At 71.5% G+C, this 17456-nt stretch carries 18 protein-coding genes; 11 read left to right on the top strand and 7 right to left on the bottom strand.

The genetic code is table 11. The features are described from left to right. Positions 1-30: 30 nt before the first annotated feature. On the bottom strand, positions 31-378 hold the full coding sequence (locus tag J7I97_RS06800; RefSeq protein WP_214931668.1) for a hypothetical protein: 348 nt from the start codon (positions 376-378) through the stop codon (positions 31-33). A gap of 240 nt (positions 379-618) precedes the next feature. Here J7I97_RS06800 and J7I97_RS06795 point away from each other — a divergent pair, with 240 nt between their 5' ends. The 3 genes from J7I97_RS06795 (at position 619) to J7I97_RS06785 (ending at position 4224) form a co-directional block, all read left to right on the top strand. After that, complete coding sequence (locus J7I97_RS06795) at positions 619-2043, top strand: recombinase family protein (RefSeq protein WP_214931666.1); 1425 nt, start codon at positions 619-621, stop codon at positions 2041-2043. Between the two features lie 404 nt (positions 2044-2447). Next, entirely contained in the window at positions 2448-2549 is a 102-nt protein-coding gene (locus J7I97_RS38175) for a helix-turn-helix domain-containing protein (protein ID WP_308364648.1), read from the top strand. Between the two features lie 568 nt (positions 2550-3117). Further along, on the top strand, positions 3118-4224 hold the full coding sequence (locus J7I97_RS06785; protein ID WP_214931664.1) for a helix-turn-helix domain-containing protein: 1107 nt from the start codon (positions 3118-3120) through the stop codon (positions 4222-4224). Between the two features lie 13 nt (positions 4225-4237). Here J7I97_RS06785 and J7I97_RS06780 read toward each other — a convergent pair whose 3' ends face one another. Genes J7I97_RS06780 through J7I97_RS06770 form a run of 3 tightly spaced genes read right to left on the bottom strand, consistent with a single transcriptional unit; the run spans position 4238 to position 8414 of the window. Continuing rightward, on the bottom strand, positions 4238-5587 hold the full coding sequence (locus J7I97_RS06780; protein ID WP_214931662.1) for an AAA domain-containing protein: 1350 nt from the start codon (positions 5585-5587) through the stop codon (positions 4238-4240). Next, the gene (locus tag J7I97_RS06775) at positions 5584-7197 is read right to left on the bottom strand and encodes a hypothetical protein (RefSeq protein WP_214931660.1); all 1614 of its coding nucleotides are present in this window, start codon (positions 7195-7197) and stop codon (positions 5584-5586) included. The genes J7I97_RS06780 and J7I97_RS06775 overlap by 4 nt, the downstream gene beginning before the upstream one ends. Continuing rightward, positions 7185-8414, bottom strand: a complete 1230-nt coding sequence (locus tag J7I97_RS06770; protein ID WP_214931658.1) for a hypothetical protein — start codon at positions 8412-8414, stop codon at positions 7185-7187. Before J7I97_RS06770 ends, J7I97_RS06775 begins: the two co-directional genes overlap by 13 nt. 175 nt (positions 8415-8589) lie before the next feature. Here J7I97_RS06770 and J7I97_RS06765 point away from each other — a divergent pair, with 175 nt between their 5' ends. Further along, the gene (locus J7I97_RS06765; RefSeq protein ID WP_214931656.1) at positions 8590-9186 is read left to right on the top strand and encodes a histidine phosphatase family protein; all 597 of its coding nucleotides are present in this window, start codon (positions 8590-8592) and stop codon (positions 9184-9186) included. A gap of 81 nt (positions 9187-9267) precedes the next feature. On the opposite strand, the gene J7I97_RS06760 is transcribed toward J7I97_RS06765, so the two are convergent. After that, positions 9268-10596: a tetratricopeptide repeat protein gene (locus J7I97_RS06760; RefSeq protein ID WP_214931654.1), complete on the bottom strand. Its 1329-nt coding sequence runs from the start codon at positions 10594-10596 to the stop codon at positions 9268-9270. 296 nt (positions 10597-10892) lie between these two features. On the opposite strand from J7I97_RS06760, the gene J7I97_RS06755 reads away from it, so the two are divergent. Both J7I97_RS06755 and J7I97_RS06750 read left to right on the top strand, forming a co-directional pair. Beyond that, positions 10893-11330: a hypothetical protein gene (locus J7I97_RS06755; RefSeq protein WP_214931652.1), complete on the top strand. Its 438-nt coding sequence runs from the start codon at positions 10893-10895 to the stop codon at positions 11328-11330. Between the two features lie 34 nt (positions 11331-11364). Then, positions 11365-12246 carry a fused MFS/spermidine synthase gene (locus J7I97_RS06750; protein WP_214931650.1) on the top strand — a complete coding sequence of 294 codons (882 nt, stop codon included), beginning with the start codon at positions 11365-11367 and terminating at the stop codon, positions 12244-12246. A gap of 120 nt (positions 12247-12366) precedes the next feature. Here J7I97_RS06750 and J7I97_RS06745 read toward each other — a convergent pair whose 3' ends face one another. Further along, entirely contained in the window at positions 12367-12882 is a 516-nt protein-coding gene (locus J7I97_RS06745; RefSeq protein ID WP_251058548.1) for a hypothetical protein, read from the bottom strand. Positions 12883-12984: 102 nt separating this feature from the next. Here J7I97_RS06745 and J7I97_RS06740 point away from each other — a divergent pair, with 102 nt between their 5' ends. The 5 genes from J7I97_RS06740 (at position 12985) to J7I97_RS06720 (ending at position 16720) form a co-directional block, all read left to right on the top strand. Continuing rightward, entirely contained in the window at positions 12985-13671 is a 687-nt protein-coding gene (locus tag J7I97_RS06740) for a response regulator transcription factor (RefSeq protein ID WP_214931646.1), read from the top strand. A 44-nt stretch (positions 13672-13715) separates the two neighbouring features. Continuing rightward, complete coding sequence (locus J7I97_RS06735; RefSeq protein ID WP_214931645.1) at positions 13716-15092, top strand: HAMP domain-containing sensor histidine kinase; 1377 nt, start codon at positions 13716-13718, stop codon at positions 15090-15092. Positions 15093-15231: 139 nt separating this feature from the next. Next, positions 15232-15396 carry a DUF5993 family protein gene (locus J7I97_RS06730; RefSeq protein WP_214931643.1) on the top strand — a complete coding sequence of 55 codons (165 nt, stop codon included), beginning with the start codon at positions 15232-15234 and terminating at the stop codon, positions 15394-15396. Beyond that, positions 15396-16058 (top strand): disulfide bond formation protein B, encoded by a 663-nt coding sequence (locus tag J7I97_RS06725; RefSeq protein ID WP_214931641.1) that lies wholly within the window; start codon positions 15396-15398, stop codon positions 16056-16058. Before J7I97_RS06730 ends, J7I97_RS06725 begins: the two co-directional genes overlap by 1 nt. A 2-nt stretch (positions 16059-16060) precedes the next feature. Beyond that, complete coding sequence (locus tag J7I97_RS06720) at positions 16061-16720, top strand: NADPH-dependent F420 reductase (protein WP_214931639.1); 660 nt, start codon at positions 16061-16063, stop codon at positions 16718-16720. Between the two features lie 15 nt (positions 16721-16735). Here J7I97_RS06720 and J7I97_RS06715 read toward each other — a convergent pair whose 3' ends face one another. Beyond that, positions 16736-17404 (bottom strand): thioredoxin domain-containing protein, encoded by a 669-nt coding sequence (locus J7I97_RS06715; protein WP_214931637.1) that lies wholly within the window; start codon positions 17402-17404, stop codon positions 16736-16738. Positions 17405-17456: the final 52 nt, after the last annotated feature.

Raw genomic sequence — 17456 nt, 5'->3', positions numbered from 1 at the left:
ATGTTGCGCCCCGCATATGCCGCTTGCCCTCTACAAGGCCTCGGGTCCGGCGCCGCGCTGGAGGTCCTCGCCGAATTCGATCATCTTGCGGGCGTAGTCCTCGGTCCATTCCGCCCGCTCGGCGATCTCGGCCTCGGAGAGCCGGTCGAACCGCCGCGGGTCCGCCAGCTGCGCCGCCGCCAGAGCCTGGAACTCCACGGCCCGGTCCTGCGCGGCCCGAAACGCCAGCGCCAGCTCCGTGGCGCGGTCCAGCAGCTCGCCCGGGTCCTCGATGGACTCCAGGTCGAAGAAGTGCTCCGGGTCCGTGGCGGCTTCCGAGGGCTCGAAGAGCAGCGGCGCGGGCCGCAGCTTCCGCTCGGTCCGCTCGGGCTCTGCCATGCGTGTCCTCCTGCTTGTCTGCGTGCTGACCTTCCGGGCCACCGTCCATTGTCCAACGCCGCGCAAGAGTGCCCGGGGACGGGCTGGAACCCACGCATGGCCGGCGAGGGACAGGCCCGGCGGTCCGGCCAGGGCTACGGCCTCCAGCTCACCCGGTGCTCCGCGAGGTGGGCGAGTACCGAGTGGTTGGCCTCCCAGCCCTCGGAAAACAGGATCACCATGTAGCCTCATCGGAAGTAGATGGGGACTACGGTCACGTCCCTCGACCGCATCACTCGGAATCAGACCCACTGGGAGATGTTTGCTGACAAGTGCTACCAGGGAGGAAAGGACGTCATCTGTCTCGATGATCCTTCCTTGGACATCACCCCCGGCAATGGCCGGATGATCGCTTACATCAAGGCGACGCAAGCGCAGGAGTACCGGGAAGCCATCGTGCAGAAACGCCGGAATCAGACTCAGTACTACCGTGATGAATCCCTGTGGGGTGGCGGGACTTGGCCCTTCGGTTACCGCCCGGTGCTGACGGAGTACCAGGGCAGGCAGCGCTACAAGCTGGTCATCGACCCAGTGACGGGACCCCTGATCCGTGAGGCGTACGAGCGGATCGGTGTCCAGGGGTGGAGCATGAGCCGCCTCTGTGAGGACTGGAACAAGCGGGGTGTCCTTACGTCGCAGGATTACCAGCGGAGCGTGAATGCCGGCGAGAAAAAGGGTGGCGTCAAGACGGCCATAAAGGGAACTCGGTGGACCACCTCCACCTTGGGGAAGATTCTGAAGAAGCCGATCCTTCAAGGAATCGCCATGCATAAGGGTGAGCCGCTTCTTCGTGACGGCATTCCTGTGCGATGGGCAGACCCAATCCTCAGCGATGATGAATTCACCAAGTTGCAGGTGGCCGTTACCGCCCTCGGTCAGCATCGTGCCGGCATCAAGTCCAACGCATCTCCCATGGCAGGTGTTCTCCACTGTCCGTGCGGCAAGAAGATGTACGAGAACAGCTCGGTCGGAAAGTTGAACACGGGAGAGATCCGGCCCCACAAGTACTTCCGCTGCTCCTCGTGGTCCAACGGCAAGGCGTGTGAGTTCTCCGTCTCCTGGCCTCAGGATGAGCTCTACGCCATGGCGGAGCATGCATTCCTTGCCAAGTTGGGCAATGACGAAATCATGGAACGTCAGTATGTTCCGGGTAGGGACAACAGGAAGCAGATCCAGGAGCTTGAGCGCGCCATCGGAAATCTGTCGCAATCTATCGCATTGGCCGCTTCCCCTGTTGTTGTTTCTTCCCTGACCGGCACGATGGAGCGGCACGCGGCCAACCTCGAAGCGCTGATGGCTGAACCCTTTGTGCCAGGGCGTTGGGAGGTCACCAGCACTGGCCAGACCTACGCCGAGAAGTGGTCAAAAATGGCAGGCTGGAAGGAACAGGGACCCTTCCTTCGTGAAGCTGGATTTCGGCTCTTTGTCTGGGGGCACCCCAAGGAAAAGGGGCGAGATGTGGCTGTCTATGTCATCTCGCCGCATGATGTCGCCGAGAGGGCGAGTGATGCTCTGGCTGGATCTGTTGAGCCGAGTGACGAAGAAGCGTGGAATCTTGAAGCCTTGAAAGCCTTCAAGGAGGTGCTGGAGTTGGAGATTACTCAGTCGAGGGTTAGTGCCTCTTAGCTGAGGCCTGGGCCTCTGCTAAGGCAGGGCCCCTTCCCGCCACTTAGATACTGGTAGTAATATATAACCAACCGCATAAATAAGGTACGTGTCCTCTTGAGGCATCCCGGACAAGCCGCGAAGCAAGTGGGATGGGGATCACAGGGTCGAGTGGAGAGTACTCAAGGGAGGCTCGTCGGCCCCGCCCCCTGGGGTAATGGGCCGGAGAAGGGCCCGCAGGGTGGCTCGCGGCTCTCCGAAACCCGTACTGGATTGGAGGGTGGCTCTCCGTGCGGTTCCCGTCCGGGCCGACCCGTGCGATACCCCCGAGGTGTAGCGCACCGTGACGACGGCAGTCGATCTCAGAAACCGTGGCGGGCTCAAGGGATCAACGCACCACCCACGGATGATCATGTGGGCCCGCGGTGGCCAAGGTCCGGAAGGCCAAGGGGGAGAGCGTCAGTGCCATTGCCAAGGCTCTCGGAGTGTCCAGGTCCACCCTCTACAGGCACCTTGGAGAACCCTAGGTGCGGGTCACTCGTGCATGGTCGCTAGCCAGCCGGCGGAACAGTTCATGGCCCGTCCGGCCGGAGTGTCGTAAGGCCCAGTCCTGGGCGGTCTCCTGTTCTTCCTGTGGACCAGAGTCGGCTCCGCAGTCGACGGCGGTACAGAAGAGCTCCCAAGTAACTCCGCCCTCGGGGGCGTGGCGAATGGCGTGCTCGACGTATCGGAACGTGGTGCGCATCACCGGGCAGCCTGACCGTGCGGGTGCTGGCGGATCTCTACGTTGCAGTCCACCACTCCGGACAAGTCCCGTAGCTGGTAGTGCTCCGTCCGCTGTTTGCCCAGGGCGGCGCAGACGGCACAGTTGGGAGCCGGCTTGGGGTCAGGCTTCGGGAAGGGATCGCGTTGCGGAACCCGGTGCCACTGCCTTGTCGTTGTGCCGGTCATGCTGCACCCCATTCAAGTCGCCCACTGGTGTCGGTGATCGTCCCGCCGATCACCGGCGCGGCCTAGTGTGATTCCTAGTGCGAAGTGGCCTCATCGGTAGGGAATTTGGTCGTCTAGTGGCGCCTGTAGTGGCAGGGTGGGGGCATGGACGTAGGGGAGCTGATCAGGGACCTGCGGAAGGCTCGCGGATGGAGCCAGGGGCGGCTGGCCTCTGAGATCAACAAGGCGCACGGGACGGCACTCTCCCGGGAGTACGTCAGCAACTGGGAGCGCTCGAAGATCCGGCCCGGCGGTTTCTATCTCGCTGCACTGTCCGGTGTTCTGGACGTGCCCCTAGCTGTCCTGGAAGGTGAAGTGGACCGACGTCAGTTCCTCACGGATGTTGCGGGAGCTTCCATAGCTCCTGTGGTTGCCTCGGATCTCTTGTCCAAGGGGTTCGCTGCGCGGCTGCAAGGTGGCCCGACAGCGGACGCCTGGGAAGGCAAGCTGGCGACCTACGGCACCGAGTACATGTCGCTGGGAGCGGCTGACATCCAGCGCCGGGTGTCCGGCGAACTGGTCGTTGTTCAACAGCAACTGGAGAACCGTCGGCTCTGGTCTGTCGCTTCCCGCCTCATGACCTTGTACGCCAAGACCTTTCCGGGATCGGACGGATCGAAGGCGGTGCACTGGTACCGCATGGCCGCGAAGGCCGCAGACGAGTCCGGCGACGACGAAGCGAGAGTGTGGGTCCGGGGCCGGGCGGCCATCGCTCTGGGCTATGAAGGGGCTTCCCTGGGCGTTGCCGATGTGCTTGCCGATCAGGCCCTGGTCATAGGGGGACGTCCCTCCCTGGGGTTGCTCAACGCCGTGATGGGCAAGGCTCACGCCGCAGCACTCCGAGGCGACCGGGACGAGGCTCTGAAGCTTGCCGACCACGGGCGACGCATCTTCGACGGGGCAGGGTCGTACGAACAGACCTCGGACTACGCCGTTCCCTGGTGGCGGATGAACGTCTTCCTGTCGCTGCTGCTGGCCCGACTCGGTGACGAGAAGGGAGCCGTCAGCGCACAGGAGGAAGCCCTTCGAGAGCTTCCCGAAACGCTTCCTCGCTTCCGTACGCACCTGGAGATGCACCGGGGTCTGATGCTGGCTCGGTCCGGTGACCGGGCAGGTGGAGCAGCGCATGCACGGGCCGCCTTGGCTGCTCTGCCACCCGAGAAGCACTCTCTGACGCTGCGGATGCTCATGGACGAAGTGACCGGGCCCTGAGGGCAGCGCTGCCCTACGGCCGCCACGAGACGCGGTGGTTGGACCAGAAATCCCACGTGGCCATCATCGCCTCCCAGCCGTCCGGGAACTTCACCGTCACCCCCAGCTGGACCGGTTCCGTCGACGGGTGGTCGTCCAGCAGCTCCGCTATGCCCGCCCGGGCCACCACCACGCAGGCGTGCCGGTGCCGGGAGGCCAGCACGCACAGCCGCCCCGTCTCCAGGTGGAAGGCCGTCGCGTCCGGGCGGCCCGACAGCGGGTGCAGCACCACCGTGAGGTCGTACTCGCGCCCCTGGAGCCGGTTCGCGGTGTCCACCGTGACCCCGGTGACCCCGAGCGAGACCAGTGCCGCGCGGACGGCGGCCGCCTGGTCGCGGTGCGCGGTGCCGACGGCGATCCGGTCCGGGGTCAGCGGGATGGGCCCGGGCGACTGCTCGTCGGCGGTGACGGCGCCCCGGTCCAGGGCGCGGCGGACCACCAGGGCCACCGCCCGCACCGCCTCCGGGTCGGTGCGCGGGGTGTGCCGGGCGGGCAGCTCCAGCAGGCCCCAGCCCGACTCGGCGGCCTCGTCCAGCACCCGGTCCGGGCCAGAGCCGTCGCCCGCGACCCCGTACGACAGCCGCCGCTCGCCCGGGCCCGTGCCGCTGCGGAACTGCGTGTACGGGTAGAAGGCGCGGGAGACCAGCGGCGCGGCCGTCGCCGGGAGCCGCCAGGACACCGGCAGCCGGTGCTGCGGCAGCTGCGGGTTGTGCGCCAGCAGGGTGGTCACCGCCGACGCCGAAGGGTCGTAGGACAGCCCGGCCCACTGCTCCGCGCCGACCACGCTGAACGGGTCCAGCTGCCCCGGGTCGCCCACGAACAGCGCCCGCTCGAACAGCCCGGCCACGGCCAGCAGCGCGTCCGAGCGCATCTGGTACGCCTCGTCCACGATGGCGTGCTCCCAGGGCTCCGCGTCCTTGACGTAGGCCCACTTCGCGGCCGTGGAGATGGTGATCGGCAGCTCGGCGAGGTCCCCCGGCTTGGCCGAGAGGGTGACGGAGGGCAGCTCGCGCAGCGCCGGGTCGTACGCGTCCCCCTCGCTGCTGTGCAGCCTGCCGACCTTCAGCCCAGGGTCCTTGCCGTGCAGCCGCAGCACCAGGTCGTCGACCTGCGCGTTGGTCTGCGCGACCACCATCAGCCGGCGCCCCGCCGCGGCCAGCTCCCGGGCCGCCCGGACCACGAGCGTGGACTTGCCGGCCCCGGGCGGGGAATCGACGACCACGCCCCGCTCCGTCCCGTGCAGGGTGTCGTGCAGGATCGCGGACGTCGCCCGGTCGGCGGCCGCGCCCGGGTCGAAGGCGGCGGCGGAGGCAGTCGCGGTCACAGCACGTCCTCAGCGGTCACGGGGTCGGGCGCGGCATCGGGCATCCGGGCGGCGGACAGGTGTCCGGGCGGCCCGCCGTGCGTCCACGGGGTCTGCTCCGGGTCGGGCAGCTTCGGGCCGCCGCGCGCGTCGTGCTCGAACAGCGTCCAGCACACCCGGTCGCCCTTCTCCGGCACCGAACCCTCCTCCGGTTCCCGGCCGCGGCCCATCTTGTCCAGCAGCCGCAGCACCAGTTGCCCGTCCTCCTCCCAGCACACGAACTCGGCGGCCTGCGGGCGCCCGTCCAGCGAACGGAACACCTTCCCGCCGCCCCCGTCCGCGAGCTGCGGCCGGTCCTCCGTCGCCACCGTCACCAGCGGGCGCGGGCTCGGCCGCTTGGACTGTGTCCACTCCATGACCACCTCGGTGACCTCGCCGGCGAAGGCCTCGCCCACGAGCCGCCGGCCCGCCATCACCAGCGGGTCGTCGAGGGCCTCCTGCGCGTCCAGGCGCACCTGCTCGGTCTCCCGCGTCGCCAGCTTCTGCGCCGCCGTCACCGCGTCGTCGCGGCGTGGCTGCGGGGGCTCGCCCGCGCGGACCCGGTCCCGGTGGCCGGTGTAGGACCAGCGGTCGCGGGTCCAGCGCTCCTCGGCCCGCTCCCCGGGCGGCAGCTCGCGCAGCAGGTCCAGCGCGTGCCACACCGCCCACCAGGTGCTCGACATCTGCTCCACGACCAGCCGCCGGATCGCCTGCTCGGCGAACCGCATCCGGTCGCCGTCCCCCTCCGCGTCGCCGCCCCCGTCCCCCTCCCGGGGCCCGGCCGCCCGCGCCGCGTCGAACTTCGCGATGGCCGGGGCCAGCAGCTTGTTGTCGAACGCCGGATCGGTGGCGGGGCCGGCCGGCGGGACCAGCAACTGGCCGTTCCCGTCGCGGCCGAGCTCCACGGCCAGCGCCCGCTCGGCCCCGGACTGCCCCTCCGCCGGGTCGATCCACTCCAGCAGCGCGCGCAGGTGCTGGTCCTCCAGGTTGCTCTGGCCGGTCGCCCAGTGCCGGGACAGCAGATCCGTCGCCGACAGCAGCATCGAGGAACCGGGCACCCGGGAGCGCTCGCCGAGGTGCGTGAACCAGCGCCCCAGCAGCGGCACCTGGGCGGGCGCCGGGTAGGGGTTATCCGGATCCTCCTCGGCGGTCCGCCGGAACCGCATCGACCGCCCCAGCAGGCGGACGTACTCGATGCCCGCCCGGCTCGGCACGATCAGCTGCGGCGCGTCCACGCACAGCTCGGCCTCCACCTTGACCCGCTTGCCGGTCTCCGGGTCGGTCTCGGTCCGCTCGACCGGCTCGACGACATCGGCGTACTCGTCGATGTACGGCATCACGCGCTTCGCCAGGTCCGCCAGGAACTCCCAGCGCAGGTCCCGGTCGCGCGGCTGCGGTATGACGAGGATCCGCGGATCGTGGGGGTCGGTGCCGACCATCGCCCCCAGCGGAGCCCCGGCCTCACCCGCCGTCGTCAGGGGTACGAAGACCAGCGGGTTCTCGCTCAGATGCCGGTGCCGTACGGTCGCCAGCGGCTGCGCCTTCCCCGCGCGGACGGCCTCCAGCCGGGCCAGGGTGGTCAGCAGGGACATCCGGCCTCCTCCCGGTGGATGCGGGCGGGGGCCTGCTCCAGCGCCTCCGCGCGCAGCCGGGCCGCCCGGTGCAGCGCGGCCGCGGTCGGGTCCTCGGGGGAACCGCCCCCGGCGGCCGCCGCGAGAGCCGCCTCGACGGTGGTCAGCGCGCCCAGCTCACCCCGTACGGAACGGCCCAGCGCGGTCACCTCGTCGGCGGCGCGGGCCCGGTCCCGGCAGTGGAAGGCCAGCTCGCAGGCGGCCAGGCACTCGGGGGCGTAGGCGGCGGAGACGGCGGACACCGCCTCGGTCAGCTCCTCGGCCGGCTTGGCGGGATCGAAGCTGAGCCCCTCGGGCAGGGCGGCGGCCAGCTCCTCGACCCGGGTCAGCCGGTCAAGCTGGCGCCGGGTGACCGAGCGCTCGCGGCGGACGTCGACCACGGCGGCGGTGGGCAGGTTGGAGAAGTCCTTGGGGCAGACCAGCAGCACCTGGTGCCCGACGGCGGCCCCCTCCACCTTCCCGGCCGTCTTCTCCAGTGCCAGTACGTAGACGGCGGCCTGCCGGGCGGCGGCGCCCACCTTCGCGGCGTCGGCGGCCCCATCGATCATCGGGAACGACTTGATCTCCACGACGGTCCAGCGGCCGTCGGGATGCACCACGACGGCATCCGGCTCCAGGTACGCGGGGGTGCCCGCGACCTCCAGGGCCAGCATCGGGTGGTCCAGCAGGGTCCACGCGCCGTCGGCGGCCCCCGCTGCCGTCGCCTCGCGCAGCGCGAGCGCGGTGCGGGCGGCGCGGCCCTCGGGCCCGGCGGCGGTCAGATCCGGGACGCGGGCGGCCGGCCCGGGCGGCTCGGCACCGGCGCCGAGGCGCTCGTACACCAGGCGCAGCAGCTCCGTTCCGCCGTCGCCCTTGACCTTGGCCTCGAAGGAGTTCCCGCGGATGATCGCGAACTGCGACTGCCCGAAGGCGGGGGGCGAGCCGAGGGCCGCGGCGAGCGCCGTCTTGTCCACGCCGGCGCCGTCGAGCAGGGCGCGTCTGCCGCAGCCGGGGTTGGCGGCGAGCGCCGCCAGCGCCCGTGCGTCGAGCGGGCGCGGCGGCACGGCGGGGCCGCGCAGATCGGCGAGCCGCTGCCGCAGTGTCGTCGGCTGCAGTGTCGTCGGCCGCGGGGACGTCGGCTGCGGGGACGTCGGCTGCGGGGTCTTCGGCTGCGGACCGCTGCGCGGGTAGGAGCTCACGGGCGGAAGTGTCCCATCCGCCACTGACAATCGTGGACTTACCAGGGAAACCGGCTGTTCCTGCGCCGATTTCCGGGACCGGGGCGGGCTGTCCGCCACCGGTGTGATGGATGATGTACGGACGACGGAATCGCCGTATAAACGTGCGAACCCCCATGGACCGGGAGAAATTCACATGGCCCCCCGCATCCTGCTGGCCCGCCACGGCCAGACGGCGTGGTCCCAGCTCGGCAAGCACACCGGACGCACGGACGTGCCCCTGCTGGAGGAGGGCAAGCGGGGCGCGAAGCTGCTCGGCGAGCGGCTGGCCCGCGAACCGTGGAACGGCCTGCCCGGTGTCGAGGTCCGCACCAGCCCGCTGGTCCGCGCGAGCGAGAGCTGCGACCTGGCCGGCTTCGGCGGCCAGGCGGAGCCGTGGGACGCGCTGATGGAGTGGGACTACGGCGACTACGAGGGCATGACCCCGGCAGAGATCCAGGCGGTCCGCCCCGGCTGGCTCATCTGGCGCGACGGCGTCCCCGGCGGCGAATCGATCGCCGACATCGGCGCCCGCGCGGACGAGGTGATCGGCTGGGCCCGCTCGGCCGAGCGTGATGTCCTGGTCTTCGCCCACGGCCACATCCTGCGCACCCTGGCGGCCCGCTGGCTCGGCTTCGACGTCTCCTTCGGCGCCCGCATCCGACTGGAGCCGACCTCCCTCTCGGTGCTGGGCTGGGCATACGGAGCCCCGGCGCTGGAGCGCTGGAACGACACCGGACACCTGGACGCGTAGCCCTGCCGGGCAGCCCTTACGGGGGGCGCGCCGCCTGGGCCCGCCCGGCGCTCCGGCGGACACGCCCGCCGACGGCTCCCGTCAGACGGCTGCCTGACGGGACAGGAACGCGCCGACGCGGGGTGAACGCTGGTGGGGGACCAGGGTGCGGGCCGTCGCGGACAGCATGGACTCGATCCGGGTGGACTGGACCTCGGTGAGCAGGTCCAGGACGCGGCCGCCCGCCCAGGCGGCCTCGTCGGGGGCGCCCGCGCGGGCCAGGTTGTCGGCGAGCTCGGCGGTGTAGAGGGCCACGTTCCGGGCGAAGTGCGGGTCCTGGAGGTCCGCGGCGCGGCGGGCGTGCCGGGCCGCGCGGGCGTGCTCCCCGAGCGCCGCCCAGCAACGCGCTTCCAGGGACTCCAGTTCGGCCTCGCCGAAGAAGGACATCCACTCGGGGTCCGCGGCCGCGTCGCCCCGGGAGAAGTCCGTGTGCGCCCGGGTCAGCGCCTCCTCGCAGGCCCTGCGGTCCGCCAGCCCCGCCCAGCCGCCCGCCTCCCGCAGGGCCAGCAGCGAGAGCAGCCGCGGGGAACCGAGGGAGCGGGCGGCGCGCCGGCCCGCCTGGGCCGCCCGTACCGCCTCGCGGGGGCGCCCGCAGTCCCGGGCCAGGAAGGCCATGTTGCTGAAGGCGTGCGCCTCCAGACCGGCGTCCCCCGCGACCCGGGCCGTGGCCAGCGCCTCGGCGTAGTGCGAGCGGGCGTCCTCGAAGCGGCCCGAGTCGTGGGCCAGCCAGCCGACCGAGACGGCCAGTTCGCCGGCGCCCGCGTGCAACCGGTCCTCGGTGGACTGCCGGGTGGCCCCCGCGTCCAGCAGTGCGTAGGCGGTGCGCAGTGGTTCGGCGGCGCGCTGGTAGAGGGCGTCGGCCCCGTGCCGGTCGTCCAGCAGCCGGATCTGGCGTACGGCGTCCTCGACGGCCGCGGCCTCGGACTCGCCGGCGCGGGAGGGGAGGCGGCGGCTGTCGCCGAGCAGGGTGAGGCCCAGTGTCGCGGCCGCCACGGTCGCGGAGCCGCCCGCCATGAACGCGCGACGCAGCACGTCGCTCTCCTTGGAACGGTGGGTGAGATGGGTGAGGTGGGTGAAGACGGGGGGCGCGGGCGGGCGCTGGGCGGAGCGGCCGCGGACCGCCTCGCGCGGGGAGAAGCCCAGGTCGGCCAGGGTGAGGCCGGGGAACATGTGCAGGAAGACCCGCTCGTACGCGTAATTGGGACAGCGGATCTCGCCGGACTCGACCCGGCCGATGTAGCGGGCGTCGCAGGAAACCGTTTCTCCGATCTCCCTAGCCGCCCGGCGCACCATGGCGGCGAACTCGGCCGGTGAGTGCTGTGCGCGCAGCCGCCGGAACGCCTGGTTGGGTGAGTGGGGGGACGCCGCCATGGACGTGGCCTCTCTGGCAAGGAACGCAGCGCCGGTGCTGCGACATGTGACGCGGGGGCCCGGCGCGCATGAACGTACCGCCAGCGACGGTGCGCGCATGCGGTGTTTAGCTACAAAACGGATATCTCACCCGCGATCCGCCATGAACTGCCATCCTTTGCGGCATCGTTGCGCCGCACCCGTTGACGTTCCCGTGCGTTGAACCCATGCGGAGTGGGAGGTGACTCTCAAACTCCAGCGCAGACTCCGGCGCAGTCTCCTGCGCTCGTACGCGGATCGAGGAGGGGTTCCCTTTCATGGAGAGCACTGGAACGAACACCGCGCCCGGGCCGGGCGTTGCCACCCCGGTACTGGTCGGGACACCGGCCGGCGCCCCGGACCTGGTCACCGTCCCCACCCGCCAGGGACTGGAGGCGGTGGACATCATCCGCCGGGCCGCCAGCCAAGCCGCCTCCGGCGTCGGCCCGGTGCTGCACGACGGCTCCGGCGACACCCTCGGTTTCCTCGTCCCGCCCGGCACCGCCGACGCCTGGGACCTGCCGGGCAGCGCGTGTACGCAGACCAACGGGCGCGGGATGCGCTTCGGTGACGCCGACATCGCGTCCCCCGTCGCGGGCTGTACGGGCTGGCTGCTCCCGCCGGAGGCGGTCGGGCCGGTCACCGACCCGGACGTGCTGCGTGCGGCGCTCGGCGAGGCGGCCCGGCTGATCGAGGCGGCGGACAACTGCCGCTGACCCCTCCGCAGCGTTGACCAGTCACAATGGGGTGGTGGCAGGCAAGGGCAAGGGCAAGGACAGCAGGCAGCGCGGACGCGGTACCTCCGAGGCGGTCGTCGGGCAGGTGGACGGCGGCCGGGCGGAGCTGACGCCGGACCGGGAGCGCTCCAATGCCTGGACCCTGCTGATCGACGGGGCCCCGCAGTCGCACGTCGACCTCGACGACCCCGGGTACCTGGACTTCGCGTACCAGCGGCGGATCGGCCACCTGATCGACCTCGCCGCGCCTGCCCGGCAGCCCTTGAACGTGGTGCACCTGGGCGGTGGCGCCTTCACCCTCGCCCGCTACACGGCCGCCGGCCGCCCCCGCTCGACCCAGCAGGTGGTGGAGATCGACGCCGGTCTGGTGGCCTTCGTACGGGAACACCTGCCGCTGGACCCCCAGGCGCGGGTCCGGGTCCGGGCGGTCGACGCGCGGGCGGGCCTGGCCAAGATCCCGGACGGCTGGGCCGACCTGGTGATCGCGGACGTGTTCAGCGGCGCGCGCACACCGGCGCACCTGACGAGCACCGAGTTCCTGGACGACGTACGCCGTGCCCTGGCGCCCACCGGGTGGTACGTGGCCAACCTCGCGGACGGTCCGCCGCTCGCGCATCTGCGGGGCCAGATCGCCACGGCCGCCTCGCGCTTCACGGATCTGGCGCTGGCCGCCGACCCGGTGGTGTGGCGGGGGAAACGGTTCGGCAACGCGGTACTCGTGGCTGCCGACCGGGAACTGCCCGTCGCGGAGTTCACCCGCCGGGTGGCCAGTGACCCGCACCCCGGCCGGGTCGAGCACGGCCGGGCCCTCGCGGACTTCGCGGGCGGCGCGGCCCCTGTCGGCGACGCCTCGGCGACGCCCTCCCCGGAGCCGCCGCCGTCGGTGTTCCGTTAGGGCGGGTCCGGGCGGACGGGCGGACGGGCGGCAGTCGGCTTCCGCGGCCGAGCCGGAGAGGGGGGCCGCCCCACGTGGGCAAGGCGGACGCGTGCCCGGTCGCCGACCGGCCCGGCCGCGCTACCGTTCGTCGATCTCCACCACCGGCGCATGGTCGTGCCAGGTGCAGAACACCGAGACCTCGCGGCCGTCCCGGGTGAAGGTGACCCGGATCCAGAAATCCTGCTTCCACAGCTGCATCCGCCAGCCCGCCGCCGGGGTCGCGGAGACCAGCTCGGCCGAGGACTCCCCGAGGTCGAAGACGACCCGGCCGCCCGAGACCGAGTACCCCTTGACGTCGCCCTGACTCGCCTCCTCCTGCTGCCGGCTGGGGCGCGGCGCGGCCGACGGCTTCTGCGAGGGCTTCGCGGGGGAGGAGGGGGACGCGCTGCCAGCGGGCGACGCCGACGGCGAAGCGGAACCGGAAGGGGAAGCGGAAGCGGAAGGCGGCGGATCCGAGCCCTGCGTGGAGGAGGACAGGGGCTGCGTCGCGAGGGGAACCGCGAGCGGAGGATCGTAGGCGGTACCGGACATGACGGTGTGCACGCCCCACCACGACAGCGTCACGGCCGCCGCGGTCGACAGCGTCCACGCCATGGCATGTACAAGTCCTCGTCGCATCAGGGGACATACTGCACCACCCGCCCCAGAGGTGGCCCGACACCCCTCGGGGTCGCCCGAATGGACTACGGTGCGGCCATGGCTAGTGTGCTCGTGGTCGAGGACGACCAGTTCGTACGTTCCGCCCTCATCCGGCACCTGACCGAGGCCTCCCACACCGTGCGGAGCGTCGGCACGGCCCTGGAGGCCCTGCGCGAGGTCGCCCACCACCGCTTCGACGTGGTCATCCTCGACCTCGGGCTGCCCGACCTGGACGGGTCGGAGGCGCTGAAGATGCTGCGCGGCATCACCGACGTGCCCGTGATCATCGCGACCGCGCGCGACGACGAGGCCGAGATCGTCCGGCTGCTCAACGACGGCGCCGACGACTACCTGACCAAACCTTTCTCCGTGGAGCACCTGTCCGCCCGGATGGCCGCCGTCCTGCGCCGCTCTCAAGCAGCCGCGGCCGAACCGCCCTCGCGTGTGCTGCGCGTCGGCGGGCTGGCCATCGACCCGCTGCGGCGCCAGGCCGAGCTGGACGGGGCCGTGCTGGACCTCACGCGGCGGGAGTTCGACCTGCTGGCCTTCCTCGCCGGGCGGCCCGGGGTGGTCGTGGCCCGGCGCGAGCTGCTCGCCGAGGTCTGGCAGCAGTCGTACGGGGACGACCAGACCATCGACGTCCACCTGTCCTGGCTGCGCCGCAAACTGGGCGAGACGGCCGCGAGCCCCCGCTATCTGCACACGCTGCGGGGGGTCGGGGTCAAGCTGGAGCCGCCGCTGTGAGGCAGCGGCGATGAGGTGGGCGCGAGCGCGATGAGGTGTGCGCGATGAGGTGGGCGCTGGTCAAGGTGTGTCTCGCGGTCACCGCCATGGTGGTCGTGGCCTTCGCCGTGCCGCTCGGGCTGGTGGTCCAGGAGATGGCCAGCGACCGGGCCTTCTCCAACGCCGAGCGGCAGGCCGCCACGATGGGGCCGACCCTGTCCATCACCACGGACCCGGCGCAGCTGCGCAAGGCGGTGGAGTCCACGCAGATGGGCGCCGCCCGGCGGATGGCCGTACACGTGCCGGCGGTGGGTGACCGCGCGCCCGTGGACATCGGCAAGGGCTGGGTGGGCGAGCGCGCGGTGGCCGAGACCCGCCGGATCGGGCGGGCCACCACGGCCTCCGTGGCGGGTGGCGGTTCGGCCCTGCTCCAGCCCACCGCGCTCGGTTCCGGGGACATCGCGGTCATCGAGATCTACGTACCGGAGAGCGAGGTCAGCAATGGCGTCGCGACCGCCTGGCTGGTGCTCGCCGGCGTGGGCCTGGCCCTGATCGTGGGCTCGGTGGCGGTCGCGGACCGGCTCGGCGCCCGCTTGGTACGGCCGGCCGAACGGCTCGCGGACGCCGCGCACCAGCTGGGCGAGGGCCGGCTCGGGGCGCGGGTTCCGGAGGACGGGCCGAAGGAACTCCGCTCGGCAGCCGTCGCGTTCAACTCCATGGCGGACCAGGTGGTGGAACTCCTGGCCAACGAGCGGGAGCTGGCCGCCGACCTGTCGCACCGGCTGCGGACGCCGCTGACGGTGCTGCGGCTCAACACGGCCTCGCTCGGGGACGGGCCGGCCGCCGAGCAGACCCGGTCGGCGGTGGAACAGCTGGAACGGGAGGTCGACACGATCATCCGTACGGCCCGCGAACAGCGTGCCCCCGGCGCCATGGGCGGGGCGGGGGCCGGCTGCGACGCCTCCGAGGTGATCCGCGACCGGATGGCCTTCTGGTCGGCGCTCGCGGAGGACGAGGGCCGCGAGGTGCGGCTCGCGGGGGTGGAGCGGCCGGTGCGGATCCCCGTGGCCCGGCCCGAGCTCGCGGCCGCCCTGGACGCCATGCTCGGCAACGTCTTCCGGCACACCCCCGAGGCCACCCCGTTCGCGGTGGACGTGCATGACGCGGGGGACGCGGTCATCGTGCTCGTCTCGGACGCGGGCCCCGGGATCGCCGACCCGGACGCGGCCCTGCGGCGCGGCAACGACGGCGGCCGGGACGGCTCGACGGGGCTCGGCCTGGACATCGTGCGGCGGGTCGCGGAGTCGACGGGCGGCGATGTGCGGCTGGGGCGCTCGGTACTCGGCGGGACCGAGGTCCGCGTGTGGATCGCCCTGGACGACCGCGCGCGGGGCGGGACCGAGGGTGCACGCGGGCGCCGACGTAAGCGACGGGGCGCCTGACGGCGGTGAGGCGACGGGCCGTGGCGGGGCGGGGCAACCGGCCGCGACGGGGCGGCCGACCGGGCAACTGAAGTAACCGGGCGGCAGTCGGGGGCGCGCCTAGCGGCCGGTATGTCCGCGTCTCGGTACGGTCCGCGGCATGGACACCCTCATCTTCGGCGGCCTCCTCGCCACGCTGATCGCGATGTACCGGGACTCGTCCCGGATGATCGTGCTCGGGGCCTGGTGGGTCATGCTCGTCGCCGTGATCCTGCTGATGGCGCACCACATCACCAGCGGCCTCGCCCTGACCCTGAGCTACTGATGACACTGTCGGCGCTGAACAACCTCGTCCCGGAGGCCCCGCTGGAGGGCGGGCTGCTGGGGCGGGTGCAGTACTGGTTCGCGTGCTTGTTCGCCATCGGGTGGACGGGCGTGGTCTGCGGCGGGCTCTTCTACCAGTTCGGGCTCTGGGAGTACCCGTGCCCGCTCTGCATCGTGCAGCGGATGTTCATGCTGCTGGCGGCGATGGGCGCGGCGTACATCGTCCGCACGGCGCTGACGGACGGGGCGGTGACCGGCCGCGACTACATGATGGGCTGGGGCCTGGCCCTCGTCGCGATGATCGCGGGCTCGTTCGCGTCCTGGCGGCAGATGATGCTGCACATCCTGCCGGGCGACAAGGGCTACGGCAGCGAGGTGTTCGGCCTGCACCTGTACGCATGGGCGTGGATCCTCTTCCAGGCCTCGGCCGTCGCGATCGGCATCGTGCTGGCCTTCGCCCACTCGACGGCCGACCGCGCCATCCCGACCTCCGGGCCCGGGCCGTACCGGACGCTGGGAACGCTGACGTTGTGGTTCCTGGGGCTGGTGATCGCCGTGAACGCTGTGGCGGTGTTCTTCGAGGAGGGCCTCCACTCGTTCCTGCCGGACGACCCCTCGCGCTACGAACTCCTCTATGACGTCGGCATCCTGGATCGGAAGTGAGCATGCGCTACGCAGTTCTGGGCACGGGCATGGTCGGCCGTACGGTGGCCGCCCGCCTGCTCTCCCTGGGCCACGAGGTGGTCGTCGGCACGCGGGACCCCGAGGTCACCCGCGCGCGCCCCGAGTTCTCCCACGGGCACCTCCCGCTGGCGTCCTTCGCGGATGCCGCGCGGGAGGGCGAGACGCTGGTCAACGCCACGAGCGGGCTGGTGAGCGTGGCCGCGCTGACGGAGGCGGGCGCGGCGGACCTGGACGGCAGGATCCTGATCGACGTCGCGAACGCGCTGGACTCCTCTCGGGGATTCCCGCCCCCACTGGGTGTGGTGAACGACGACAGCCTGGGCGAGCTGATCCAGCGGACGTTCCCGGGGATGCGGGTGGTGAAGACGCTGAACACCATGAACTGCCGGATCATGGTCGAGCCGGAGCGGGTCCCGGGGGACCACAACGTGTTCCTGTCCGGCGAGGACCCGGACGCCAAGCAGTCCGTACGGGCCCTGCTGCGCTCCTTCGGCTGGCCGGACCCGCGCATCCTCGACCTCGGCGGCATCGAAACGGCCCGCGGTCCGGAGATGGTCCTCCCGCTGTGGCTCCGCCTGATGGGCACCCTGGGCCACGCGGACTTCAACTTCCAGATTCAGACCGCGGAAACCACGGGCTGAGGCGGGCCGGTCGGGTCAGCGGTAGTAGGTGACGATGGCCTGCACGGTGCCCGGCTCGTACAGCACCCACCTGTCCTCGTCCTTCAGCCGGTGGCCGTTGACCTCGACGGTGGGGGTCCCCGGGTTCCCCGCCTCCTCGTAGGCGCGCTCTGAAGCGGTCACCCACGCCGCGTACTTCATCTCCTTCACCGCCGAGTCGAATGCGTGCCCCCGCAGCCCCTTGACCTCACCCGCACGCTCCAGCAGCACCGCGTCCGTGTATCCGCCGGGCGGCGCCGGGCTGGCGAACAGCACCTGGTGGAACGCCGCGAACTTTCCCTGTTCCAGGGCCGCCCGCAGCGCGTTGGCGGCCTTCTTCGAGCTGTCCCCGCTGTCCCGGTCCAAGAAGCTCGCCAGCCGGTACTCGGTGTTGATCTCCCCGTTGAGGACCGCCGTCCGGATCCCCGGCCCGGCCCCCTCGGTCTCGTATTCGCGGGCGGACGGGCAGCTCATGTCCTCGTACACGCGCAGTGTGACCTTCGCGTCCGGGGCGCCCACCAGGACGGTCGTCCCGTCGGCGGCCAGAGACTCCGGCAGATCGTCGGCTGCGGCGTACCGCGGGGCGTTTCCCCAGACGTTCGTGACGACCACGGCGGCGGTCACGGCGACCGCGATCGAACTCCAGACCGCGCGACGTCGAGTCATGCGCACAGACGTTCCCCTCCCCAGGTGAAAAGAGGACTGTAGCGTCGGCGCC

This window comes from Streptomyces sp. ISL-87 (genome assembly GCF_018614095.1).
Taxonomy (GTDB): Bacteria; Actinomycetota; Actinomycetes; order Streptomycetales; family Streptomycetaceae; genus Streptomyces.
Note: the sequence above shows the minus strand (reverse complement) of the source record. Positions and strands in the feature narration are given on the sequence as shown.